The sequence below is a fragment of the Nonomuraea sp. NPDC003709 genome, assembly GCF_040610775.1.
In the GTDB taxonomy this organism is placed as follows: domain Bacteria; phylum Actinomycetota; class Actinomycetes; order Streptosporangiales; family Streptosporangiaceae; genus Nonomuraea; species Nonomuraea angiospora_A.
Map to the genome: position 1 here is coordinate 186633 of NZ_JBEXMW010000018.1, position 23145 is coordinate 209777.

Below are 23145 nucleotides of genomic sequence, written 5' to 3' on the forward strand. Positions count from 1 at the left end.
GTCAGCACGTTCGCCGTCGTGGTCTTCCCGGGACCGTCAGCGGCGAGGTCCCGTCAGTAGTCCGGCATGATGCCGATCAAGGTGGGATCGGCGTCATCGTCGGGCAGCTCCAGGCCGGTGACGATCTGGGCGAGCTCGGCGGCCTTGACCAGGTCGCTCTCCGTCTCCATGCCCAGTTCGCGCATGCGCGGGAGCAGGCGGTCAGGGTCACTGCCGGCGCGGCTGTCCGGCTGGTCGGGCTGGAACGCGGTGACGACCACGCCGCCCTCGGCATACACGAACTGCTGATCCAGATTGACGTTGAAGAACACAGTGGCCGCCACGGTGTCTTTGGACAGCCGGGCGATCACCTCGTCCAGGGTCGCGGCGAAGCCGTTCGGCTCGGCCAGAACGACTCCGCCATCGACTTCGAAGGCGGCGATCTCACCCTCCTCCCCTTCGGCCTCGGCTTCGGGGCTGATCGTGGCGCCCATACGGAGGAGAGCCTGCTCCGCGGACAGATCACGAACGTAGGTGACGGACACGGCTTCCCCCTCGAACCAGTAGTTCATCTGCTGCCTTTCTCGGAGAACGGTGCCGTGATCATCGCATTCAGGTACGACGTATTCGCCGAAAAGCCGTTGCGGGAGAAGGCTGGGACGCGGAACGCTTCCGGCGTGGATATGCACGCCAACCAGCTGACGGTGGCACCGGAGACAGTACGCGCCTTGGTGGATGAACAGTTCCCCGAGTGGCGGAGCCTGCCGATCACCGGCATCGCGGCCCACGGGACGGTCAACGCCATCTTTCGCATCGGCGACCGCTTCGCGGCTCGGTTCCCTCTGCAGGCCGGGCACGTCGACTCGATTCGCGGTTGGCTGGAGTCCGAAGCGGAAGCCGCCCGGGAGCTGGCAGGTCGCACGCGGTTTCCCACGCCCGAGCCCGTCGCGCTCGGTGAGCCCGGCGCGGGATACCCCCTCCCCTGGTCGGTGCAGACCTGGCTGCCCGGCGCCGTGGCCACCGATGAGGACCCGGGCGAATCGGTCGCGTTCGCCCACGACCTGGCCGATCTCATCACTGGCCTGCGCGCGATCGACACGCGTGGCCGCACGTTCGCCGGCCAAGGCCGGGGAGGCGACCTGCAAGCCCATGACGGGTGGATGGAGACCTGTTTCGAGCAGAGCGAACAACTCCTCGACGTCCCCCGGCTTCGCGGACTGTGGAAGGACCTTCGGAGTCTGCCGCGCAAGGACGCCGACGTGATGACCCACAGTGATCTCATTCCGGGCAACGTGCTCGTATCCGCCGGTCGGCTGGCCGGGGTCCTCGACGTCGGCGGCTTCGGGCCGGCCGACCCCGCTCTGGATCTTGTGAGTGCCTGGCATCTGCTTGAGTCCGGGCCGCGGCAGGTGCTCCGCCAGGACCTCGGGTGCGACGACCTGGAATGGGAGCGAGGCAAAGCGTGGGCCTTCCAGCAGGCGATGGGCGTCGTCTGGTACTACCTCGAGACCAACCCGCCCATGAGCCGGATGGGCCGACGCACTCTGGACCGCATCCTGAGCTCCGGATCCCGCTGGACTGCCGGATAGTCCGTCGTCATGAAACTTTCACCGGCCCTCGGCGGTCCGAAATCCAGGAATGCTCCTTTCATACCTGACCACACCCCCCGTTTCTGCTGGGTGACCGAAAACGCCGGAAAAGCCCACTGATACGAAACAACCCCGCCGACGAATATCGCACTGCGCGTTCCAGAAGAGACGGACGTCACGGGGAGAATTCGACATGGGGGACCTCTTCGGCATGCTCAAACGCAGGGCCGACGACAACGCGAGGAGAGTGGTGGACGCCTGCGCCGGCGAGATCGCCGGTTTCCAGGCGATCGAGTCCGGATCGCGGGCGTCGATGATGGAGTTCGCGGTCGTCGTACGGCGTCGGACGGCCGAGCTGGCCGCCTCCGGCGAGCCGCTGCTGGAAAGCGACCTGGCCTTCATCGAGTCGGTCGGCGAGCAGCGCGGCGCACAGGGCGTGGCACCGGGCTGTCAGCGCGGCGCGCTCGCGCTGCATGCCGCCTTCACGCTGCGCGAGATCTCCGAGGCGGCCGGGCCCGGCGATCTGACCGACACGATGCGCATGATCGACTGGCTGGCCGAGCAGGGCACGGCGGCGCAGGCGGTCTACACCCGCGGCTACTTCCGGGGGTACGAGCGGTTCCTGCCGACGGCCTCACGCGTCCATCTGCTGGCCACCATGGTGCTGCACGACGACCCGATGGTCGGCGAGCTGGCCGGGAGCCTCGGAGTGCCGATGACCGAGCACTATCTGGTCACGGTGGTACGGGTGGCCACGGAGCCGCCGGAGCAGTGCCGGGAGGAGGTCATGGGCACCCTGTTGCAGCGGCACCGGATGCCGTTCGGGTGGCAGGAACCGGATGAGTTCGTGGCGCTGGTGCCCTACCACGGGACGCGGCCGGAGCACCGGGCGGCGGCCGAGGGGTCCGGGCTGGCGCTGGCGCGGGCGGTCGCCGAGGTCGTGGGGCGGCCGTGCTCGGTCGGCACCGCCCACGGGCGCCGCCGAGCGCTGGTCCAGGCGGCCGCGCTGGCGCGGAAGGTCAGCCGGGTGGCGCCGATCGAACGGGTGCCGCGCCGGCCGTACGGGGTGGCCGACGTGTTCGCGGAGCTGGGAGCGGTGGAGACGCCGCAGGTGGACCAGTGGTTGCGGGAGACGGCGCGGCGGCTCGGCGACGGGCCCGACCTGGTGCCCACGCTGGACGCCTACTACCGCAACGACATGAACCGGCTGCGTACGGCCGAGTCGCTGCACATCCACCCGCGCACGCTCGACTATCGGCTGCGGCGGGTGCGGGAGCTGGTGGGGATCGAGCCGGGCTCCACGCACGGCGTCCGGGTGCTGAGCACCACCGTCACCCGGCTGCTGGCCGGCGCGTGGAACGAGCACGGCTTTGTCTGACCGCCATTTTGGCATTAGTGATGAACTCCTGCCCGGCGCCATGGCGGAGATTCTCCCGAAGTGACGATGACCGGCGCTCCCGGCTTGGCGAAAGTATCACTGGTAAGGCTCGGCCGGGCCGAAAGGGAAATCCAGCGAAAGGTTCGATCACATGGCAGTACATGCGAGAAGAATGCTCGTCGGCGTGCTGGCCGCGATCACGGCGCTGCTGTTCTCTGTCGCGCTTCACACGGGCTCGGCCGCCGCGGCGCCCGAACGCGGGTTCACCGACCAGTCGACCACGACGCTCAAGGACGCCCAGGGCAAGGACGGCGGGGCCACGCTGACCGCCACCTACTCATGTTCCCGGAGCGTCCCGATCCCGGCGTACTACATCGACATCGACTGCTCGGTGTTCACCGGGGCGATCAGGATCCTGGTGACCTGCTCCGACGGTTACCAGTTCGCCAGCCCGATCATCTTCGCCGGGAACCGGTTCACCGGGCGCGGCACGTGCGGGCCGCCGTGGACCGTACGCTCCGCCAACGCCGAAACGGTGTTCTGACCGGTCCATCCGCTCCCCGAGCCACCCGGGACCACCGGGTGGCTCTCTCATACGTAAAAGCTGAGGGCCCGGCAGGCGGCGCGGCGTGCCGGGCGCTCGATGGTCGGAGTCGCTCAGGCCACCAGGTGCTGCTCGGCCAGTTCGGTGAGCGTCACGGTGCACAGGCCGCCGCGCTCCGCCTTGACGTCGGTCACCTTGAGCTGCGTTCCCGGCGCCAGGATGAACTCCTCCTCGCCGGTGAACGCGGAGAAGCTGCGAATGCCGACGGCCCGGGCGGGGTGCACCTCGAAGAGGGTGCGCTTGCCGCGGCGGCCGAGGAACGCCTGGGCCACGCCGAGTTCCGACGTGCACGAGGACACGCCCCACCACGTCACGGTCCGGCCGAGCGGGTACTGCGCCCGCAGGTCCAGCGACACCCCACGCCACAGCGGCTTCTTGCGGGCCGGGAGGCGCGACACGGCCGAGAACAGGAGCCGCAGGTAAGGGAGGTACGGAACGATGCGGGTGCGGTCCGGATTGCGCAGGGTGGCGTTGATCTGCCGGTAGAACGCCGACTCGCAGGTGTAGAGGTAGAGGGCCGCGATCTCGTCGGCGGACAGGCCATCCACAGCACCGGCCGACTGCTTCTCGCCGAACCGGTACGACTGCTCCGTGTGCCAGTCCAGCCCTGACAGCAGCTTGGCCACCGGGGAGACGGCCTCGCGGAAGTCCATGAGCGGGGTGTCGAACACGCCGGTGATCGCCGGCAGGTCCAGGCCCTCGTCCTTGACGCTGGCGAGCCGTTCCAGGTAGAGCTTGTGCAGCTCCATCGTGGACGCGATGAACGCCCCCATCCGGTCGGCGGTGTCCGCGTCCGCCCCGCCCCCTTGCGCGGCGAGCTTGTTCCACCCCTTGCTGGGCAGCCAGTCGATCTCGTCGGCGCCGAGCGCCGCGAGTGCCGCGTTCACGTCGGCGAAGTGGGTCCCGTCGCAGAAGATGTCGCCCTGCGCCGCGGGATTGGGGTGGTCAATGTGCCGGACCTCGACCTCGGGGTACTTCTTCTGGAGCCGGAGTACGACCTCCTTCAGGCTGCGCGCGTGCGCCCCCCACCACGCGAACACCACGCCCCGGTCCGCCTCGTCGGCGTTCTGCTTGGCCCTGAGGATCTCCTCGACGAGCTTCTCGACGACCGGCCGCCAGAACGCGGTGTGCTGGTCGGTCCCCATGGCCCCGTCGCCGCTGGCGGTGAGCGCCGCGTTCAGCAGCAGCACGCCCTGCGTGAGCATCGCCTGGAACCACTCGGGCGGCTGCACGGTGTCATGCTGCTTCAGCAGCGCGCGGATGTCGGCGATCGGCGTCTTCTTGGGGATCCCGTGCTTCCACATCGCCGCCGCCTTGATGATGCAGCGGATGGTGATGACCTTGCCGAACTGGCTGTCGGCCCAGTCGTGGAAGGTGTTGTCGAACATCGCGATGCCGGTGGCGCTCTCGGCCCGCGGGTACGGGTTCTGGCCGAAGACGACGACCTTCCACTTGTGCGGCGGGTTGGGCTTGAGCGCCTGGAAGGTCAGTTCGCGGACGGGTACGACCTGGGGACTGCGGTTCGGGCCGATGAAGGTGGCGGCGGCCGGTTGCGCCTCGATGACCGGCTTCAGGAGCGGTAGCCACGGCTCGTCGCCGCCCTTGAAGAGGTCGGCCAAGGCCAGCGGGTCATCCGGGCCGGGCGAAGCGGCGACGCCATCGGGCGACGTGGGGCTGTCGTCGGGTGACGGTGAGGTGGGGGTGTTGGCGTCGCGCATCGATGGGCTCCCGGGTCGGCGAGGCGTGCCGGTGGCGGCACAGGGGACTGAGGTGGAGGCATTGTGCCGCGTGAAGATCCCGAATGTGATGCGTTCCGCATACGCGGAGATCATTCACACAACCCAGGCAAGATCCAGTTTTGTCGTTGTGGAGCTGTATGTTCGTTTCCGCTGGAAACGTCCCTCCCCCTCGCCTGGAGTGAGCCATGACCGTCGATCCCGTGCAGCCGCCGCTCAAGGTGGTCCTGGTGGACGTCAACGCGAAGGTGGTGCAAGAGTGGCTGGCCGCGTTCGCCGACACCCCTGAGGTCGAGATCCACAAGGGCTCGATCGTCTCCGAGCAGGCCGACGCCTGGGTCAGCCCGACCAACTCCCGCGGGCGGATGGACGGCGGGGTCGACGCGGTCATCAAGCGGCACCTCGGAGCTGGGATCCAGCTACGCGTCCAGCGGGCGATCCGCGACCGGTTCGACGGGTCGCTGCCGGTGGGCAGTGCCGTGTGCGTGCCGTCCGGGGCGACCAACCCGAAATTCCTGATCTCGACGCCGACGATGGTGCAGTCGGCGCAGGACGTGAGCGAGACGCTGAACGTGGCCATGGCGTGCGCCGCCGCGTTCCAGGCCATCCACATGCAGAACGAGAAGGAGCCGGGCAGCATCACGTCGGTCGCGCTGGTCGGCATGGGCGCGGCGACGGGCCAGGTGCCGCCGAAGGTGTGCGCCAACCTGATGTGGACCGGCTACACGCTGTTCAACGACTACCGCTTCGAGGACTACGACAACCTGCGCAGGACGATCCGCGAGCAGCTCGACGACATCGACAGCCACCCTGAGGAGCGGGTCCGGATCAAGCCGCCCACCGACAGCCCCCGCGGCTGACGCTGCGGCGAGGTCACTCCCAGACCGCGGACTCCGGGTCGACGCCGTGCGCCTTCGCGTTCGCGAAGATCACGTCGCGCAGCCAGGCGGCCAGACCCGGTGCGACCGCCTCGAAGTGCGCCGCGAACCCGGGATCGGCGGCGTACATCCGCCCTATGCACGCCTGCATCGAGTGCGTGCAGTCGAAGTACGTCGAGATCAGCGCGCGGTGGCGCTCGGCGAGGGCGTCGGCGTCGCCGGAGCCGGGCACGACGCCGGCGCGCATCGCGGCGGCGAGGTCGGCGTTCAGAGCTTCGGTCGTGGCCGCGATGCCCTTCCAGTCCTCCGGTGTCATCGCGGCGGCCCGCTCGGCGTACTGTGCCCACTGCACGGTGTCACCCCAGCGGTCCTCCGCCTCCTCGACCCAGGCGGGCTGCCAGTCGTCGCCGAAGATCTCCACCTGCTGCTCCGGGGTCAACCGGATCCCCTTCTTCGACGCCTCCAACATGCGGTCGACCGCGCTGACCATCTTCTGCAGCCGGGTGATGCGCTCCACGAGCTCTGACCGCTGCCGGCGCAGGTGGTCGCGCGCGTCGACGTCCGGGTCATCGAGGACCCGGCCGATCTCGGCGAGCGGGAACCCCAGCTCCCGGTAGACGAGGACTCGGTGGATCCGGGCGACGTCGTCGTCGGAGTAAACCCGGTATCCGGCCCAGGTGCGCCCACTCGGGCGTACGAGGCCGATCGTGTCCCAGTGGTGCAGCGTCTTCACGCTGACCCCGACGAGCGCGGCCGCCCGGCCAACGGTGAGGATGGCCATCAGCTCAGTATCGCTCACCCCGCCTGGGCCTCGATGCGCGCCGGCACCGGATCAGGGCCGGCGCCGCGCCGCGGGCAGGAGCGCCGGGCTGACCCATCCGTTGTCGGCGGGGTTGATGGTCACCCCGGGTGCCACGATCTCGTCGATGCGGTCCAGCACGTCGTCGGGCAGCTCGATGTCGGCGGCCGGCAGCTGGGACTCGAGGTGCTCCATCGTCCGAGGGCCGATGATCGCCGAGGTGATGGCGGGGTGGCGCAGGACGAACGCGATCGCCAGCTCCACCAGCGTCATCCCCGCCTTGTCGGCCAGCTCGGCGAGTTGTTCGGCGGCCTGCAGCTTGCGCTGGTTCTCCGGCAGCGACAGGTCGAACCGGTTGGCCAGGCGCCGGCGAGCCGCGGAGAACGGCGCCTCCGCGCCCGCGCCCGCGCGGTAGCGGCCGGTGAGCCAGCCGCCGGCCAGCGGGCTGTACGAAAGCACGCCCATGCCGTAGCGCGCGAGCGTCGGCAGCGTGTCGGCCTCGATCCCACGGGTGAGGATCGAGTACGGCGGCTGCTCGCACACGAACCGCTCACGGCCGCGCTCGCGTGCGGTCCACTGGGCCTCCACGATCGCCGAGACCGGCCAGGTCGAGTGGCCGACGTAGCGGACCTTGCCGGCCCGGACCAGGTCGGTGAGCGCGCCGAGGGTCTCGTCGATGTCCGTCTCGGTGTCGTACCGGTGGATCTGGTACAGGTCGATCCAGTCGGTGCCCAGCCGCCGCAGCGAGTTCTCGACCTCGCGGACGATCCAGCGGCGGGAGTTACCGCGCTGGTTGGGGTCCTCCCCCATGGGCATGTGGGCCTTGCTCGCGAGCACGACGTCGTCGCGCCGGCCGCCGGCGAGGGCCTTGCCCACGATGATCTCGGACTCGCCGTCGGAGTAGATGTCGGCGGTGTCGATGAAGTTGATCCCGGCATCCAGGGCACGGTGGATGATCCGGATGCTCTCGTCGTGATCCTTGGTGCCCCAGTCGCCGAACATCATGGCCCCGAGGCACAGCTTGCTGACCGAGACGCCGGTGCGTCCCAGACGTCGGTACTCCATGAATGGCTCCCTTCCGGTCGTCGACACTCACTGTGCCGTCGCCGGACGCCGCATGGGAGGGCGAGCTGTTCCGGGGTGTGGCAGGGCCCCCATTACGTCACATGCTGCAGGTAGGTGAGGACCGCCATCACCCGGCGGTTGTGGTCGTCGTCCGGCGGGAGGCCCAGCTTGGCGAAGATGTTGTTCGTGTGCTTGCCGACCGCCTTGTCCGTGACCTGGAAACGGGCGGCGATCGCGAGGTTGGACAGGCCCTCCGCCATCAGCGCCAGCACCTCCCGTTCCCGTGGCGTGAGCCCGCCCAGCGGCTCGTCCCGGCTGCGGCGGGTCAGCAGCTGCGAGACCACCTCGGGGTCCATGACGGTGCCGCCCGCGGCGACCTGGCGTACCGCGTCCACGAACCGGTCGACGTCGCCGACCCGGTCCTTGAGCAGGTAGCCCACGCCGCCGGACCGGTCGGAGAGCAGCTCGCGGGCGTACAGCTGCTCCACGTACTGGGAGAGGATCAGCACCGGCAGCCCCGGCACCAGGCGGCGGGCCTCCAGCGCGGTGCGCAGCCCCTCGTCGGAGTAGCCGGGCGGCAGCCGTACGTCGACCACGGCCACGTCCGGGCGGCCGCGGGTCAGCGCGTCCAGCAGCATCGGGCCGTTGTCGACCGCCGCGGCGACCTCGAAGCCGTTCGCCGTCAGCAGGCGGATCAGGCCGTCGCGGAGGAGGGCGAGGTCTTCGGCTATGACAACGCGCACGGGAGCTCCATGGTGAGTTCGGTCGGGCCGCCGGACGGGCTGCGCAGGACGAGCCGGCCGTCGAAGGCGGACAGGCGTCTGTCGATGCCGCGCAGGCCGGTGCCGGCGGCCCGGTCGGCTCCGCCGCGCCCGTCGTCGCGTACCGCCACGCGGAGCAGGCCGCCCGTGTGGGAGACCCGCAGCCACGCACGGGACGCGCAGCTGTGCCTGGCCACGTTGGTCAGCGCCTCGGCGGTGGCGAAGTAGACCGCGGACTCGACCGGCGCCTCCAGGCGGCCCGGCAGGTCGATCTCGACCTCGACCGGCACCGGGCACAGCAGCGCGGCGGCCTCGACCGCGCCGGCCAGGCCGCGGTCGGCCAGCACCGGAGGGTGGACGCCGCGCACCAGGTCGCGCAGGTCGGTCAGGGCCTGGCCGGCGACCTCCCGGGCCTCGTCGATCATCATCCGGACCTGGGCCGGATCGCGGAGGTCGCGGGCCAGCCCCAGGTTCATCCGGATCGCGATCAGCTTGGCCTGCGCGCCGTCGTGCAGGTCGCGTTCGATCCGGCGCAGCTCGGCCGCCTGCGCGTCGACCACCACGGCCCGCGACTCGGTCAGCTGCCTGATCCGCGCGGCCGGGGTCGCCTCCGGGAGGAGCAGCAGCGCCGACAGCCGCGCCTGTCCGGTTATGAGCAGGGGCAGGGCCATCAGGATGACGGCCGCGATGGCCGCGATGGAGACGCTGAGGGCGAACGTGTTCAGCGTGCTCGTCTCGATCACGCGTACCCGGAAGAACATGTAGTCGAAGGCGGCCAGCAGCCCCCAGACGACGAGCGCGGGGACCGGCCACGTGACGGCGTGCACGGCCAGCCAGGACAGCTCCCGCCAGGTGCCGGCCTCGTGCGGAGCGGGCCGCGGACCCGGGTCGAGCACGCGTCCCGTCCAGGCCCGCTGCACCCCGGCCAGGGACCGGACGAGCGCGAGCGCGCGGCGCAGCAGCGGCACGCCGAGCCCGGCCACCGGGACCAGCACGACGCTCACCAGCAGCATGCCGATCAGCGCCAGCGCGGCCACGCCCGTGGCGGCGTTCAGCAACAGCCCGCCACCGGCGGCGAACGCTCGGCGGATCCCGGTCACGCCTGCAGTCTGCCCGACGCGCGGCGTGCGGGCGGTAGGCCTGGACCTACCTCCGTGGTGGGCGCACCCCCATCGAGATCCGCCCGCCGGACCGGCAGGCTGGCGGCCGTCAGCCGGACGACCGGGGGGAGACCATGATCGAAGTGAGCGGACTGACCATGAGATACGGGGACAAGGTCGCCGTCGACGACCTGACGTTCACCGTGAAACCGGGGCTGGTGACCGGCTTCCTCGGCCCGAACGGCGCGGGCAAGTCCACCACCATGCGCGCCGTCCTCGGCCTGGAGGTCCCCACCGCCGGCAAGGCGCTGGTGAACGGCCACCCGTACGCGTCGCTGCGCCGGCCCATGCGCTCGATGGGGGCGCTGCTCGACGCCGGGGCGGTGCACGGGGGCCGCAGCGCGTACGCGCACCTCGCCTGTCTGGCCCGCAGCAACGGCATCGGCCGCGCCCGGGTGAGCGCCGTCCTCGACCAGGTCGGCCTGAACGCCGTCGCCGGCAAGCGGATCAGCGGATTCTCGCTCGGCATGCGGCAGCGCCTGGGGATAGGCGCGGCGCTCCTCGGGGACCCGGGGGTGCTGATGCTCGACGAGCCGCTGAACGGGCTGGACCCGGAGGGCATCCGCTGGCTCCGCGACCTGCTGCGCTCCCTCGCGGCCGAGGGCCGCACCGTGCTGCTGTCCAGCCATCTGATGAACGAGATGGCGCTCACCGCCGACCACGTCGTCGTCATCGGGCGGGGCCGGCTGATCGCCGACACCGACATGGAAGCCCTGGCCGGGCACTTCCAGCGCGACGTGCTGGTGCGTACGCCGCACCCGGAGCGGCTCGCCGGCGTCCTGCGCGCGCACGGGGCGGCGGTCACCTTCGAGGACGACGGCGCCCTGTCGGTGCACGACCTGGACGCGGCCCGGATCGGCGTGCTCGCGCTCTCCGAGGGGATCGCGCTCGCCGAGCTGTCGCCGCGTGGCGCGTCCCTGGAGGAGGCGTTCGTACGGCTCACCGAGGACAGCGCCGAGTACAGGGCGGGTGGCCGATGATCGACGTGATCGCCTCGGAGTGGCAGAAGCTCCGGTCCCTCCGCTCGAACCTCTACCTGCTGGCCTGCTCGGTGGCGGCCGTCCTGGCCTGCGCCGGGGTGGCGTTCATGATCGGGCGCGGGTTCGACAACCTGTCGCTCCATGAGCGGATGGCCTTCACCGGCAATGGGGACGGCCTCGGCAACGGGATCGCGGTCGCCTACTTCGTGTTCGCGACGCTGGGCGCCCTCGCGATCACCTCGGAGTACAGCACCGGGATGATCCAGACGAGTCTGGTGGCCGTGCCGCGCCGGCAGGCGCTGCTGCTGGCCAAGGTCCCGGGGCTGGCCGCGGTCGCGCTGGTGGCGGGGCAGGTCCTGGCGTTCGGCATGCACGCGGGGGCCATGATGGTGCTCGGCGACCGGGCCGGGCAGCTGCTCCGCGACGGGCAGACGCTGGGCACGCCGCTGTCGGATCCGGGCGTGCTCGCCTCGGTGGTGCTCGCCGGGCTGTCGATGGCGGCGGTCGCCCTGATCGGGCTCGGCGTCGGGGCCGCCGTCCGCTCCACCCCCGGCGCCCTGGTCGCGCTGATCGTGATCATCGTGGTGCTGCCGGTGGTGGCGAAGACGCTGCCCATGCCGCTGCGCGCCCAGGCCGCCTCGTTCATGATCGAGAACCTGCCGCTCCAGATCGCGGGGGTCGGCGGCGGGATCCTGCCGCCTGCCGCGGCGGCGGGACTGCTGGTCGCGTACGTGGTCACCGCGCTGACGGCGGGCGCGGTGACGATCGCGTTGAAGGGGCACAGGATCAAGGTGCTGGCGGTGGGAACGGCCGCCGCCGTCCTGGTGTCGGCGGTTCCCGCCGCCGCGGCCGGTTCGCCGGGCTCCGGCCCGTCGTCGCTGGCCTGGGCGGCCTGTAAGGACGCCTCCAAGGACATGCGGTGTGCCTCGATCGAGGTGCCCATGGACTGGGCCAGGCCGTCCGGGCGGAAGATCCGGCTGACCGTCGGCATGCTGCCCGCCACCGGCGCCGAACGCCGGATCGGCACGGTGTTCGCGGTCCCCGGCGGCCCCGGCGGCTCGGGCGTCAAGGACCTGAGCACTGCCGCGGGCAGCTTCGCCGAGCTGCGGAACCGTTTCGACGTGGTCAGCGTCGAGCCCCGCAACACCATCGACAAGGGCGTGCTGCCGTACGACTGCCTCGTCTCCGGTCCGTGGATCGCCCTGCCCGACACCCGCGCCGAGTACGCCGAGTTGGGCAGGCGCAACCGGGCGGCGGCGGAGCGATGCCGCGCCGCCGATCCCGAGTTCTTCGACCACATGGATTCGGCCTCCGTTGCGCGGGACATGGAGGCGATCCGCGTCGCGCTGGGCGAGGAGCAGCTGAGCTTCATCGCCAACTCCTACGGCGGCGTCCCCGCGATCGCCTACTCCCGGCTGTTCCCCGGCCGGGTGCGCGCGATGGTGTTCGACGGCCCGGCGAACCCCTATGAGGACCGCGCGCAGGGCAGGCTCCCCCATGAGGAATCCTTCGCCCGCTTCGCGGCCTGGTGCACGGCGACCACCGCCTGCGCGCTGCATGGCCAGGACGTCGGCGAGGTCTGGCGGGCGCTGGTGGCGCGGGCCGACCGCTCCCCTGTGCCGGTCAGGGGAGAGCGGACCGCCTACAGCGGGTTCGACATCAAGGAGGCCGCCGCCCCCAGCGTCATCTCACCGGGTCCGAAGCCCGAGTACTCCCGGTGGAAGGAGCTCGCCGAAGCGATCAAGCGGGCCGCCGCCGGTGACGCCTCAGGGTTCGCCGACTACGTCCGGCAGAGCACGAAAAGCCTGAAGGTCCCCTCGTACACCGGGGTGAACATGACCCACTGCCTCGACGGCATGGGATTCCGCGACTACGAGGAGTACCGGAAGAAGCGCCGCTTGGGTGAGCGCCTGCTGCCGAACCTCGCCGGGACCGAGCTCTGGCACCCGCTCGCCTGCGTCGGCTGGCCTGCCCCGGTCACCAACCCGCCCGTCCCGCTGCCTGCCAAGGGGCTGCCGCCCTACCTCGGCGTCGGCTCCTGGACGGACTTCGACGGGGCCGCGGACATCGTACGGCGGGTGCCCGGCTCGGCCGCGGTCCGCTATGAGGGGAACGGCCACGGCCTGTACAACAGCGGCGATTCCTGCATCATCGCCCACGTCAACCGCTATCTGACCAGCCTGCGCCTGCCCGCGCGGGGCACCGTCTGCCGGCCTCCGGCGTGAGCCTCAGAGCAGGCCCAGCTCGCCGAGGGGTTTGCGCCAGTAGTCCTCGTCGAGGGACCTGCTCTGGAGGAGGGCTTCGGTGTCGTCGTGGGTGCGGCCGAGGTCGGCGGTGACGTGCAGGATCCGGTTGAAGGCCCTGAACGCCTCGTCGTCGCCCGGCTTCATCTGGCAGCGGTGAATGCGCTCGTACCAGTACTTCTGCTCCTCCTCGATCCGCGGCAGGAGCTCGGCGCGGGTGAGGGTGCGTGCTTCCTCGACAGTGAGCCTCTCGAAGCCTGGCATGGCCTCATTGTGCCTGCGCTTCGGCTCTGGGCTGACAATCCCGCGAAACATTAACCCTCTGCACTAGTCTTGCCACCGTGAGTAACAGAGTCCTTCGGCGGATCGGGCGGCGCGGCGCGTCCCTGGCGTTCGTCGGCCTGTTATCTCTGGCCATCGCCGCCTCGCTGGCCTTCGCGCCGGCGAGCCAGCGTGCCACCCTCTCCTATGCCGTGCTGGCCTCCATCGCGCCGCTTGACGTCTGGGCGCTGCTCTGGCTCGCCACCGGCATGCTGTGCCTGGTGCAGATGTTCCTGCGCTCCGACCGGATGGCCTTCGCCGCCGCCACCGCGCTGGTCCTCCTGTACGGCCTGGTGTTCCTGGCCTCGACGTTCACCGGAGACAATCCGCGAGGCTGGGTCGGGGGTGCGGTGTGGCTGGCGTTCGGCGGCTGGATCACGCTGATCGCGACCTGGCCGGAGGCCGTCACGCTCGACCGGCTCCCGGGCTCCGGCTCGGCGGTGATCGTCGCCAACGCCGCCGGGATCATCCAGTCCTGGAATCCACAGGCCTCCACCATGTTCGGCTGGAGCACCGACGAGGCGGTCGGGCGGCCGTTGACGATGCTCATGCCGGCGCGCTTCCGCGACAGGCACGACATGGGGCTGACCAAGGTTCGCGTCAACGGCCACTCCGAGCTGGCCGGTCGGATCATTCCGCTGGTCGGCCTGCGCCGCGACGGCACGGAGTTCGCCATCGCGCTGACCGTCAACGCCTGGCACAGCGACGACGGGATCACGTACACCGGCGTGATACGCCCAGTGGAAGGAGGCCACGCTGACTGACATCCTCATCCAGGTCGCCGTCGGGATCGTCCCGCTCGGCGTGGCGTATCTGGCCTTCCGCTCCGCCACCGACGCCAACAAGAAGACCCAGCAGACCGCCATCCTCCAGGCCGAGCGCCAAGCCGAGTTAGAACGCTCCAAGGTGGACGCCGAGGCCTTCCTCAGAGCGAAGACGATCTACGAGGACGCGCTCAGCCAGATGGAGAAACAGCTGAGCAGGGTGCAGAATCAAGCCTCCCAGCTCAGCACCGACCTGATCGGCGAGCAGAGCACGACCACGGCGATGCGCGACCAGATCGGCCAGCTCCAGGCCCAGATCCGCGCGCTCGAACGCACCGTCGTCGCCCTGCGCGCCCAGCTCATCGCCGCGGGGATGGCTCCCGTGCCCACGTCCGAGGCCACCGGCCCCTACTTGCGCAGACGCCTGCTCGGCGAAGGATAGAAGACCGGCCCTCGGCGCTGACCGCCGACCATCTCAGGGCCGAACGATCGGGCTCCCCCCGCCCGCTTCCACCGCCACGCCCGCACCGCTTCCTCCGCCGCCCCTGTTGATCAGAGCCCGTGTGCCTCGGCCAGCAGTTCCGCCGAGCGCAGCCAGACCTTCCTGTCGGCGGCCGAGAAGGCGACGATCAGCTCATCGGCGTCGGCGAGCTTGGCGAACCGGTCGACATACTCCTTGACCTCCGCCGCGTCCCCGACCGCCGAATACTTGGCCATCTGCACGATCTGCTGCCCGGCCGGCGACTCGAGGATCATGTCCGCCTCCTCGGTTGTGAACGTGCGCCCCCGCCCCAGGAACCTGCTCACCCTCAGCCGCTTCGAGGCCAGGAACTCCTCCTGCGCCTCCTCCGACGTGTCCGCCGCGATCACGTTGAGCGCGGCGATGACATGGGGCCGGTCGAGCTGCGCCGACGGCTGGAAGTCACGCCGGTAGAGCGCCACTGCCTCCTCCAGGGCAGCCGGGGCGAAGTGCGAGGCGAAGGCGTACGGGAGCCCCAGCGCGGCGGCGAGCTGGGCCCCGAACAGCGAGGACCCGAGGACGTAGAGCGGGACGTTCGTGCCCTTGCCCGGCGTGGCGTCCACGCCCGGGATCCGGGACTCACCCGAGAGGTAGCCCTGCAGCTCCAGAACGTCCTGCGGGAACGTGTCGGCGGCCGACGGGGTGCGGCGCAGGGCTCGCATGGTCTGCTGGTCGCTGCCGGGCGCCCGGCCGAGGCCCAGATCGATGCGTCCCGGATGCAGGGTTTCGAGGGTGCCGAACTGCTCGGCGATGGTCAGCGGGGCGTGGTTCGGGAGCATGACGCCGCCCGCCCCGAGGCGGATCGTCCGGGTGTGGGCGGCGACGTGGGCGATGAGCACGCTGGTCGCCGAGGAGGCGATGCTGGCCATGTTGTGGTGCTCGGCGTACCAGATCCGCCGGTAGCCCAGATCCTCGGCCCGCTTGGCCAGGGCCACGCTGGCGGCGAAGCTGTCCGCCGCCGTCTCGCCCTCGCCGATGAACGCCAGATCAAGGATGGACAGCGGCAGAGTCATGAGTACGCGCCTTTCGCAGACCGGTTCGACCTGGCTGTGGACAACAGCCGCGAAGGCGTCGTTATTTCACCGATGGGCCCCTGGCGGGCCCAGGGGCCCATCGAGTCTCATGAGGCCGTACAGGTCACCGGTGTCGGGACGCCGTTCTGGCCGTTCCAGTTGGCGACGAAGCCGAACGTGGCGCTCGCCCCGGCCCCGAGGGCGCCGTTCCAGTTGAGGTTCGTCACGGTGACGGTGCCGCTGCCCGAGAGGTTGCCGTTCCAGAGCTGCGTGATCGTCTGCCCGTTCGGGAACGTCCAGCCGACCTTCCAGCCGGCGATGGCGGCCGAGCCCGTGTTCTTCACGGTGACCTCACCCTGGAAGCTGCCCTGCCACTGGCTCGTCACCTTGTACGTCGCCGCGCAGCCCGCGGGGCCGGTGGTCGGCGTCACGGTCGGCGTCACTGTGGGAGTGACCGTGGGTGTGACGGTCGGGCCGACGGTGGGCGGCGGGGCGGCGATGGCCAGGTCGTAGGCCCGCTGCGGCACGAACTGTCCCGCGGTCGCGATGCATCCGTCCGACTCGCCGGGCGGCTTGACCCAGAGGTAGGCGTCGACGGCCGAGTCACCCGTGTTCGTGGTGCTCCAGATGCCGGTGGCGCGGCCCGCCGGGTCGCACCACTCGCTGCCCTGCGGCCCGTTGCCGTTGCGGCTGGTGTCGACGACCGCCTTCAGCCTGGACACGCCGGTCGCCGCGATGATGCTCTTCGCGTACGACACCAGGCCCGAGGTGGCGCGGTAGTTGGAGGTGTTGACGGCGATGCCGTCGGCGCTGTTGGCCACGTCCGCGCCGGTCAGCCTGGACGCGGCCTCCGAGGGGGCCAACCAGGCGTCGTGTCCGATGTCGAAATAGACCTTGACCTGCGACGACGTCCCTCTGAGCTTCTTCCCGGCGTACGCCATCGACGCCTTGACCTCGGCCTGCTGCGAGGCGTTCATGCAGTTCGTCATGATCGCCAGCGCGTCCGGCTCCAGCACGACCGTGGCGCGCCGGCCGCCGAGACCGGCCGCGATCTGGTCGATCCAGGCCCGGTACGACGCGTGGTCCGGCGCGCCGCCCGCGCTGGCGCCGCCGCAGTCGCGGTTCGGCATGTCGTACACGACCATGATCGGGATCTTGCCCGCCGAGGCGGCGGCGCCGACGTACGCGTCGACCTGGCTGCGCACGGTGGCGGGGTTGTACGAGGCGAACCACCGGCCCTGGGGCACGGCGGCGATCCGGTCCCTGATCACCTGGGTGCGGCTGTCGTTGGGATTCGCGGCGACCCATTTGGCCGCGTTCGTCTGCGGATCCACGTAGAAAGCGGAGTCGGCGGCCTCGGCGGTGGACGAGGACAGGACGATCGCCCCCGCCGCGGCCATGGCGGCCGCCGAGAGGAGCACCGCCAGGACGGGCCTTGTGCGAGACATGAAATTCACTCCGTCCGTCATGTGGGAGCGCTCCCACCAGCTACCCGGATCGTAGGTAACCGTCAGTGCCCGCTCAAAGACATCCGATCGCTGCCATCAACGTCTTCCCAGGCCAGACCCTTGACAGGGGGTGAAACTTTCAGCGCAGACAGGCCTCGAAGACCGCGGTCAGGCGGTCGACGTCGGCCGGGCTGGGCGCCTCGGGGCCGAGGCGGCGGCGCATGGCGCCGATGCCGAGGAAGACCGCCGTGGCCATGCGGGCCCTGGCGTGGGCGTCCGGGCCGCCCAGCTGCTCCTCGAGCGGGTCGAGCAGCGCCGTGATCAGGCGCTCGCGGGCCACGGCCTGGATATCCGGATCGCCGGCGGAGCGTTCGAGGGTGCGCAGGATCGGGCTCTCCGGCGGGTGCTCCATGCGCTCGGCCGCATATTCCGCCAGGCGGCGCGGCAGGCTCCCGCGGTCGCCGCCGAACAGGTCCCTTATGGTCGGCTCCCCGTCCAGGACCGCGCCGAAGAGGCCGGCCTTGGAGCCGAAGTAGCGGCCGACCAGGGCGATGTTGGCGTCCGCGGCAGCGGCGATCATGCGAACGGTCACGCGTTCGTACCCCTGCTCGCCGAAGAGCGTGCGGGCCGCACGAAGGATCCGCTCGCGAGTGGCCTCGCGGTCGCGGGGCCTGGCCTCAGACAGCTGAGCATCCACACCCCGAACTCTACTGAACGCACCCCCCACTTGCCGCGCGGCTAGTAAACGGGCGTATACTCAAGTTCGCAAAACTGTAGTAAGGGGATGATGAAGCCTTGGTGGCGCATGCTCAGGCCGCAGCCCCCGCGAGGCGGCAGTACACCCACCGCGAAATCCTCGAGGTCATGTCCGGGCTGATGCTCGCCATGCTCACGTCGATGATCTCGACCTCGGTGGTGGGCACGGCGCTGCCGACGATCGTGGGTGAGCTGGGCGGTCAGGACCAGTACTCATGGGTCGCCTCCGCGACCATGCTGACCATGACGGTGTCCACGCCGTTGTGGGGCAAGCTGTCCGACGTGTTCGGGCGGAAGCTGCTCTTCCAGACCGCGCTCGGGCTGTTCGTCGCGGCCTCGCTGGTGGCCGGTCTGTCGCAGAACATGGGGCAGCTCATCGCGGCTCGGGCCGTGCAGGGCCTTGGTGTGGGTGGTCTGTCGGCACTCGCGCAGGTGATCCTGGGCGACATCGTGTCCCCCCGCGAGCGTGGCCGCTACTCCGGCTACATGGGGGCGGTCTTCGGGATCTCCACGGTCGCGGGGCCGCTGCTCGGCGGGTTCCTGGTGGACACCGACTGGCTCGGCTGGCGCTGGTGCTTCTACGTCGTGGTGCCGTTCGCCCTGGTGTCCTTCATTGTGATCCAGAAGGTCCTGAAACTGCCGAAGATCAAGCGGAGCACCTCGATCGACATCTGGGGCGCGACGACGATCACGGCCAGCGCGAGCGCGCTCATGCTGCTGCTGACGCTGGGCGGCGTCGAGTTCGAGTGGAACTCGGTGTGGACGTACTTCCTGGCGGCGCTCAGCCTGCTGATGCTGGCCCTGGCGGTGCTGTCGGAGCGGACCGCGCGCAACCCGATCCTGCCGCCGCGGCTGTTCCGCAACCGTACGTTCGTGCTCACCGGCCTCGCCTCGCTGTTCGTCGGCATGGCGATGTTCGGCGCGATGATCTACCTGCCGCAGTACCTGCAGATCGTCAAGGGCCTCAGCCCGACCGAGTCCGGCCTGATGACGCTGCCCATGGTGGTGGCGCTGTTCCTGGCCGGCGTGATCTCCGGGAAGATCGTCACCCAGACCGGCCGGTGGAAGATCTTCCCGGTCCTGGGCCTGCTGGTCGTGGCGGTCGGGCTGTTCCTGCTGTCCCGGCTGCACGTGGACTCCAGCGAATGGCTCATCGGCTTCGACGTGGCGGTGCTGGGCACCGGGCTCGGCCTGTCCATGCAGATGCTCATCCTGGCCGCCCAGAACGGCTCCGAACTGCGTGACATGGCCTCCACCACGTCCGGCGTGTCGTTCTTCCGCTCGCTGGGCGGCGCCGTCGGTGTGGCGGCCTTCGGCGCGATCCTGACGAACCGCCTGAAGGACGAGATAGCCGACATGCTCAGGGCCGCGCACATCGCGCTGCCCGGCGGCTCGAACGTCAAGCTCGGCAGCCCGAGCGCCATCCAGCAGCTGCCCACGCCGATCAAGAACATCGTGCTGGAGGCGTTCACCAGGGGCCTGGAGACGGTGTTCATGGTGGGCGTGCCCATCGCGCTGCTCGGGTTCGTGGCGACGATCTTCCTCAAGGAGCTGCCGCTGCGCGGCTCCTCGACGCCGGCTGCCCCGGCGCCGACGCCGCTGAGCAAGGACGACCTGGTCCTGGCCGGGCTGCTGCTCGAGCTGATCGCCCAGCGCGTCGAGCGGGCCAACGGCCAACCGTCCGCCCTGCTCACCGCGGTCGCCAGGATGGCGCCACCGGACGACCGCCCGGAAGGCGAGCGGGCCCGGTCCGTCGCCAAGAACGTGCTGCGGCCGACCTCGCGAGCCCTCATCGCGCAGGCCGCACCCCCGCAGAAAGACCTCGTATCAGGAGGAATCTCACAGTGATTCGCAAGTTCGTGGGCGCCGTCGCGGCCACCCTGGCCGTCCTGGCCGGGCTGTGGCTGATGATCGCCCCCTTCGCCCTGGGCTCCCAGCCGGAGGACGCCGACTGGACGAACACCACCCAGTCGGAGTTCTTCACCGGCCTCGGCGTGGCCGTCGTGGGGCTCATCGGCGCGATCTGCTTCGTGCTGGCCATCCACGAGGAGCTCGTCGTACGAGGCCTCGTGGCCGTCCGGCAGCGGCAGCCCGAGCCGGAGCCGGAGCCCGTGCCGGTCGCGCCCCAGGCGTCGTCCGCCGAGCTGGCGAGCCTGCTGGCACCCCTCGTCGAGGCGCTGCGCGAGGACATGAACAACTCGGGTGAGCACCGCCGTAACGGCAAGGCTTCCCTGGTCGGAGTGGAGGACAACCGATGAAGGCCAAGCTGGGCGTCTCCGCCCTCGTCCTGCTGTTCCTCGGTGGCCTGTGGCTGGTCACCGCGCCGTTCGCGGTCGGCTACCAGGGCAGGGGCGCGGCCTACGTCGACGCGACGGTCAACGACCTGTGGCTCGGGGGTTCGATCGCCGCGGTCTCGTTCGTGGCCCTGGCGATCTACGCGGCCGACGCCCTGCGCGAGCTGGCCCTCCGCGGCAAGCACGCCGACAGCTGACGAGACGTGCCGTGTTCGGCGGTGACACAGACCCCGGACGGGAGCCACTGACCGGCAGGCTCCCGGCCGGGCAGTTCGAGATCGGCAAGGACGGTGCCGGCCTGCTCGTGGTGGGCTTCGACGGATCGGGCCCGAGCCGCAACGCGCTCGCGTACGCGGCCGGGCTCGCCCGGCGGGACAACGCGGCGCTGCTCATCGCCTTCGTGGAATCCCTCAACAGCGCCGCGCTGTGGTTCTTCGCCGGGTCGCCGATCATTCCCGACGCGGCGGCCGACCTGACCGAGGATCTGCGGGACGAGCTGAGAGGCGCGGGCGTTCCGTGGCAGTTCGTCAGCATGCGCGGTGACGCGGCGCGCGAGCTGGAGACGCTGGCCAGCTCATACATGGCCGACGCCATCGTGGTGGGGCGCTCGCGTTCCTCCTGGCACGGCTCGGTGGCGGTCGGGCTGGCGAAACGGGCTCGCCGTACTGTGCTGATAGTGCCCTGAGCTGGTGGGATGTCGCATATGGTGGCGAGATGAAACGTGCTGCCGCCATGGCGTTCGTGGTGCTCGCGTCCGTTTCGTGCGGGACGAGCAAGCCTGCCGCCACCGGTTCCGTCCCTCAGGAGACCGCTCCCGCTTTCGAGAGCCTCGACTCGCCCACGCCCTCGCCGTCGCCCACCACGGGCGCGCCCGGCTCGACCGCCCCGCCGGCCTTCAGCGCCAAGATCTCGCGGCTCTCCCGCGAGCAGCTCCCGTACTCGTGGCGGCCCGGCTGCCCGGTCCACTACCGCGACCTGCGGCTGGTCACGATGACGTTCTGGGGCTTCGACGACAAGCCGCACACCGGGCAGCTGGTGGTGAACAAGGCGGTCACCGACGACATCGTGGCGGTCTTCAGGAAGCTGTACGGCTGGCGCTGGCCGATCGAGCGGATGAAGCTGGTGGACGCGTACAAGGGTGACGACTTCGACTCGATCGAGGCCAACAACACCTCGGCCTTCAATTGCCGCCAAGCGACCGGGTCCACTCATTGGTCCAAGCACGCCTACGGGCAAGCGATAGACGTCAATCCCATCCAGAACCCATATGTCACCGCAAGTGGTAGCACAGCGCACCAAGCATCCAAAAAGTTCACAAAACGCCCCATGAAGGGAAAGGGCGTAATAAATCCCGGCGACAAGGTAGTTAAGGCCTTTGACCAGGTCGGTTGGGAGTGGGGCGGCTACTGGTCAGGAGCCAAGGACCTGCAGCATTTCAGCAAGGGCGGAGGCTGAGAGAATCCCCCATGGCGGCTAAGGACGGCGACGGCTGGATCGAATGCTTGCAAGGCCACAGGCACTGGGGGCTGCACGGCGCCTCGGGGCTGCTCGTCGTCCACCATGACGAGCTCGGCACGCCGTACGTGCTCATGCAGAAACGCTCCTGGTGGAGCCACCACGGCGGCACCTGGGGGCTGCCGGGCGGGGCCCGCGACAGCCACGAGGACGCCGTCGCCTCCGCGCTGCGGGAGGCCCGCGAGGAGGCGGCGCTGGCCGGCGACGGGCTGCGGGTGCAGGGCGTCTACCGCGACGATCACGGCGGGTGGGCGTTCGAGACGGTGATCGCCGCGTCGTCCGAGCTGCTGGTCGCCGCACCCGCCAACGCGGAGAGCAGCGAGATGCGCTGGCTCCCGCTGCCGAAGGTGACCGACCGGAAGCTGCATCCCGGCTTCGCCGCCACCTGGGACGAGATCCAGGGGGAGATCAGGCCGGAGACCCTCGTGCTCGACGTGGCCAACATCGTGGGCGCGCGGGCCGAGCACGGCTGGTGGCGCGACCGGCTCGGCGCGGCGACCCGGCTGCTGGAGGCCGTGTCGCGGCTCAGACTGACGCATCCGGTGCTGGCGCAGTGGTATCCGCGCGTCGTGGCGGTCGTGGAGGGCGCCGCCAGGAGCGCGCCGGAGCCGCCGGGGGTTCAGGTGGTGGCGGCCACCGGGAGCGGCGACGACGCGATCGTCGACGTGGTACGCCTGGCCAAGCCGTGGGAACGAGTGCTCGTCGTCACCGCGGACCGGGGGCTGAAGGAACGCGTGCACGAGCTGGGCGCCGAGACCGTGGGCCCGAAGTGGCTGCTCTCGCAGCTGGCCGACTGACCTGCCTTCAGCGGCTGACCTGCTCACAGCGTTCCGCGGCGAGCACGGCGTCAGCGTTCCACGGCGAGTACGGCGTCAGCGTTCCGCGGCGAGCACGGCGTCGAAGGCCGCTTTCAGGCCCGTCACGTCGAGCACGCGCTGAAGCACGCCGTGGACTCCGACCAGGCGTAACCTACCGGCTTGGGCGGTAACCCGGCGCTGGTGCTCCACGAGCACCCACAGGCCGCTGGAGTCGCAGAACTCCAGCGCCTTCGCGTCGATGTCGACCCGCACGAGCCCTTCGGCGAGGAGCTTGCCCAGACACTCCTTGAGCTGCGGCGCGGTGAGCTTGTCCAGATCTCCGTCGAGGCGGACGAGCGCTGCCGATCGGCCGCGCTCCACCTCGACGTTGAGATCCGCCACCTCCTGAACGTACACCCCTGTCACCGCAGCCGCTATCGTGGTTTCCGCACAGGAGGGTTCGCATAGTGGACGAGTGCAGCCGCCTTGAAAGCGGCCAGGTCAGCGATGGCCTCGTGGGTTCGAATCCCACACCCTCCGCTCAC

General features: G+C 70.2%; 25 protein-coding genes and 1 tRNA gene. 15 read left to right on the forward strand and 11 right to left on the reverse strand.

All coding sequences use genetic code 11. The features are described from left to right. Nucleotides 1–53: 53 nt before the first annotated feature. Nucleotides 54–473: a DUF6461 domain-containing protein gene (locus tag ABZX61_RS43125; RefSeq protein ID WP_355203054.1), complete on the reverse strand. Its 420-nt coding sequence runs from the start codon at nt 471–473 to the stop codon at nt 54–56. 105 nt (nt 474–578) lie between these two features. Between ABZX61_RS43125 and ABZX61_RS43130 the strand changes: the two genes are divergently transcribed. The 3 genes from ABZX61_RS43130 (at nt 579) to ABZX61_RS43140 (ending at nt 3490) form a co-directional block, all read left to right on the forward strand. Next, on the forward strand, nt 579–1568 hold the full coding sequence (locus ABZX61_RS43130) for an aminoglycoside phosphotransferase family protein (protein ID WP_355203057.1): 990 nt from the start codon (nt 579–581) through the stop codon (nt 1566–1568). A gap of 193 nt (nt 1569–1761) precedes the next feature. Beyond that, nucleotides 1762–2946 (forward strand): helix-turn-helix domain-containing protein, encoded by a 1185-nt coding sequence (locus tag ABZX61_RS43135; RefSeq protein WP_355203060.1) that lies wholly within the window; start codon nt 1762–1764, stop codon nt 2944–2946. Between the two features lie 151 nt (nt 2947–3097). After that, entirely contained in the window at nt 3098–3490 is a 393-nt protein-coding gene (locus ABZX61_RS43140) for a hypothetical protein (RefSeq protein WP_355203063.1), read from the forward strand. 113 nt (nt 3491–3603) lie between these two features. Here the strand turns inward: ABZX61_RS43140 and ABZX61_RS43145 are convergent, their stop codons facing one another. Next, on the reverse strand, nt 3604–5268 hold the full coding sequence (locus tag ABZX61_RS43145) for an ADP-ribosyltransferase domain-containing protein (protein ID WP_355203065.1): 1665 nt from the start codon (nt 5266–5268) through the stop codon (nt 3604–3606). Between the two features lie 206 nt (nt 5269–5474). Between ABZX61_RS43145 and ABZX61_RS43150 the strand changes: the two genes are divergently transcribed. Further along, entirely contained in the window at nt 5475–6146 is a 672-nt protein-coding gene (locus ABZX61_RS43150; protein WP_355203068.1) for a macro domain-containing protein, read from the forward strand. 13 nt (nt 6147–6159) lie between these two features. Here ABZX61_RS43150 and ABZX61_RS43155 read toward each other — a convergent pair whose 3' ends face one another. From ABZX61_RS43155 to ABZX61_RS43170, 4 genes are all read right to left on the reverse strand, one after another. Beyond that, entirely contained in the window at nt 6160–6945 is a 786-nt protein-coding gene (locus tag ABZX61_RS43155; RefSeq protein WP_350732473.1) for a MerR family transcriptional regulator, read from the reverse strand. A gap of 51 nt (nt 6946–6996) precedes the next feature. Continuing rightward, the gene (locus tag ABZX61_RS43160) at nt 6997–8028 is read right to left on the reverse strand and encodes an aldo/keto reductase (RefSeq protein WP_355203071.1); all 1032 of its coding nucleotides are present in this window, start codon (nt 8026–8028) and stop codon (nt 6997–6999) included. Between the two features lie 92 nt (nt 8029–8120). Then, complete coding sequence (locus ABZX61_RS43165; RefSeq protein WP_350732470.1) at nt 8121–8771, reverse strand: response regulator transcription factor; 651 nt, start codon at nt 8769–8771, stop codon at nt 8121–8123. Beyond that, complete coding sequence (locus tag ABZX61_RS43170; RefSeq protein ID WP_355203074.1) at nt 8756–9889, reverse strand: histidine kinase; 1134 nt, start codon at nt 9887–9889, stop codon at nt 8756–8758. The genes ABZX61_RS43165 and ABZX61_RS43170 overlap by 16 nt, the downstream gene beginning before the upstream one ends. Before the next feature lie 134 nt (nt 9890–10023). On the opposite strand from ABZX61_RS43170, the gene ABZX61_RS43175 reads away from it, so the two are divergent. After that, nucleotides 10024–10929, forward strand: coding sequence for an ATP-binding cassette domain-containing protein (locus ABZX61_RS43175; RefSeq protein ID WP_350732466.1), 906 nt, complete (start codon nt 10024–10026; stop codon nt 10927–10929). Continuing rightward, a complete protein-coding gene (locus tag ABZX61_RS43180; protein WP_355203078.1) occupies nt 10926–13154 on the forward strand; it encodes an alpha/beta fold hydrolase in 2229 nt (742 codons plus the stop codon). The genes ABZX61_RS43175 and ABZX61_RS43180 overlap by 4 nt, the downstream gene beginning before the upstream one ends. A 3-nt stretch (nt 13155–13157) precedes the next feature. On the opposite strand, the gene ABZX61_RS43185 is transcribed toward ABZX61_RS43180, so the two are convergent. Beyond that, nucleotides 13158–13436 (reverse strand): hypothetical protein, encoded by a 279-nt coding sequence (locus ABZX61_RS43185; RefSeq protein ID WP_350732462.1) that lies wholly within the window; start codon nt 13434–13436, stop codon nt 13158–13160. Nucleotides 13437–13513: 77 nt separating this feature from the next. Here ABZX61_RS43185 and ABZX61_RS43190 point away from each other — a divergent pair, with 77 nt between their 5' ends. Together ABZX61_RS43190 and ABZX61_RS43195 are read left to right on the forward strand one after the other, a co-directional pair. Then, on the forward strand, nt 13514–14257 hold the full coding sequence (locus tag ABZX61_RS43190; protein WP_355203081.1) for a PAS domain S-box protein: 744 nt from the start codon (nt 13514–13516) through the stop codon (nt 14255–14257). Nucleotides 14258–14297: 40 nt separating this feature from the next. Continuing rightward, a complete protein-coding gene (locus ABZX61_RS43195) occupies nt 14298–14699 on the forward strand; it encodes a hypothetical protein (RefSeq protein ID WP_350732458.1) in 402 nt (133 codons plus the stop codon). Between the two features lie 110 nt (nt 14700–14809). Here ABZX61_RS43195 and ABZX61_RS43200 read toward each other — a convergent pair whose 3' ends face one another. The 3 genes from ABZX61_RS43200 to ABZX61_RS43210 all read right to left on the reverse strand — a co-directional run bounded on the left by ABZX61_RS43200 (nt 14810) and on the right by ABZX61_RS43210 (nt 17935). Further along, entirely contained in the window at nt 14810–15790 is a 981-nt protein-coding gene (locus ABZX61_RS43200; protein WP_355203084.1) for an LLM class flavin-dependent oxidoreductase, read from the reverse strand. A 107-nt stretch (nt 15791–15897) separates the two neighbouring features. Next, nucleotides 15898–17238: a glycoside hydrolase family 6 protein gene (locus ABZX61_RS43205; protein WP_355203087.1), complete on the reverse strand. Its 1341-nt coding sequence runs from the start codon at nt 17236–17238 to the stop codon at nt 15898–15900. Between the two features lie 139 nt (nt 17239–17377). Further along, nucleotides 17378–17935 (reverse strand): TetR family transcriptional regulator, encoded by a 558-nt coding sequence (locus tag ABZX61_RS43210; protein ID WP_350732453.1) that lies wholly within the window; start codon nt 17933–17935, stop codon nt 17378–17380. A gap of 101 nt (nt 17936–18036) precedes the next feature. Between ABZX61_RS43210 and ABZX61_RS43215 the strand changes: the two genes are divergently transcribed. From ABZX61_RS43215 to ABZX61_RS43240, 6 genes are read left to right on the forward strand one after another with little or no spacing between them, the layout of a single operon-like run. Further along, complete coding sequence (locus ABZX61_RS43215) at nt 18037–19842, forward strand: MDR family MFS transporter (RefSeq protein WP_355203090.1); 1806 nt, start codon at nt 18037–18039, stop codon at nt 19840–19842. Next, entirely contained in the window at nt 19839–20252 is a 414-nt protein-coding gene (locus ABZX61_RS43220) for a hypothetical protein (protein WP_355203092.1), read from the forward strand. The genes ABZX61_RS43215 and ABZX61_RS43220 overlap by 4 nt, the downstream gene beginning before the upstream one ends. Then, complete coding sequence (locus ABZX61_RS43225; protein WP_355203095.1) at nt 20249–20485, forward strand: hypothetical protein; 237 nt, start codon at nt 20249–20251, stop codon at nt 20483–20485. Before ABZX61_RS43220 ends, ABZX61_RS43225 begins: the two co-directional genes overlap by 4 nt. A gap of 11 nt (nt 20486–20496) precedes the next feature. Beyond that, the gene (locus tag ABZX61_RS43230) at nt 20497–20973 is read left to right on the forward strand and encodes a universal stress protein (RefSeq protein ID WP_355203098.1); all 477 of its coding nucleotides are present in this window, start codon (nt 20497–20499) and stop codon (nt 20971–20973) included. A 29-nt stretch (nt 20974–21002) separates the two neighbouring features. After that, nucleotides 21003–21743 (forward strand): M15 family metallopeptidase, encoded by a 741-nt coding sequence (locus ABZX61_RS43235; protein WP_355203101.1) that lies wholly within the window; start codon nt 21003–21005, stop codon nt 21741–21743. Nucleotides 21744–21754: 11 nt separating this feature from the next. Beyond that, nucleotides 21755–22600: an NUDIX domain-containing protein gene (locus ABZX61_RS43240; RefSeq protein ID WP_355203103.1), complete on the forward strand. Its 846-nt coding sequence runs from the start codon at nt 21755–21757 to the stop codon at nt 22598–22600. 75 nt (nt 22601–22675) lie between these two features. Here the strand turns inward: ABZX61_RS43240 and ABZX61_RS43245 are convergent, their stop codons facing one another. Then, nucleotides 22676–23002 carry an STAS domain-containing protein gene (locus ABZX61_RS43245; protein ID WP_350732439.1) on the reverse strand — a complete coding sequence of 109 codons (327 nt, stop codon included), beginning with the start codon at nt 23000–23002 and terminating at the stop codon, nt 22676–22678. A gap of 51 nt (nt 23003–23053) precedes the next feature. Here ABZX61_RS43245 and ABZX61_RS43250 point away from each other — a divergent pair. Beyond that, nucleotides 23054–23140, forward strand: a tRNA-Ser gene (locus ABZX61_RS43250). Nucleotides 23141–23145: the final 5 nt, after the last annotated feature.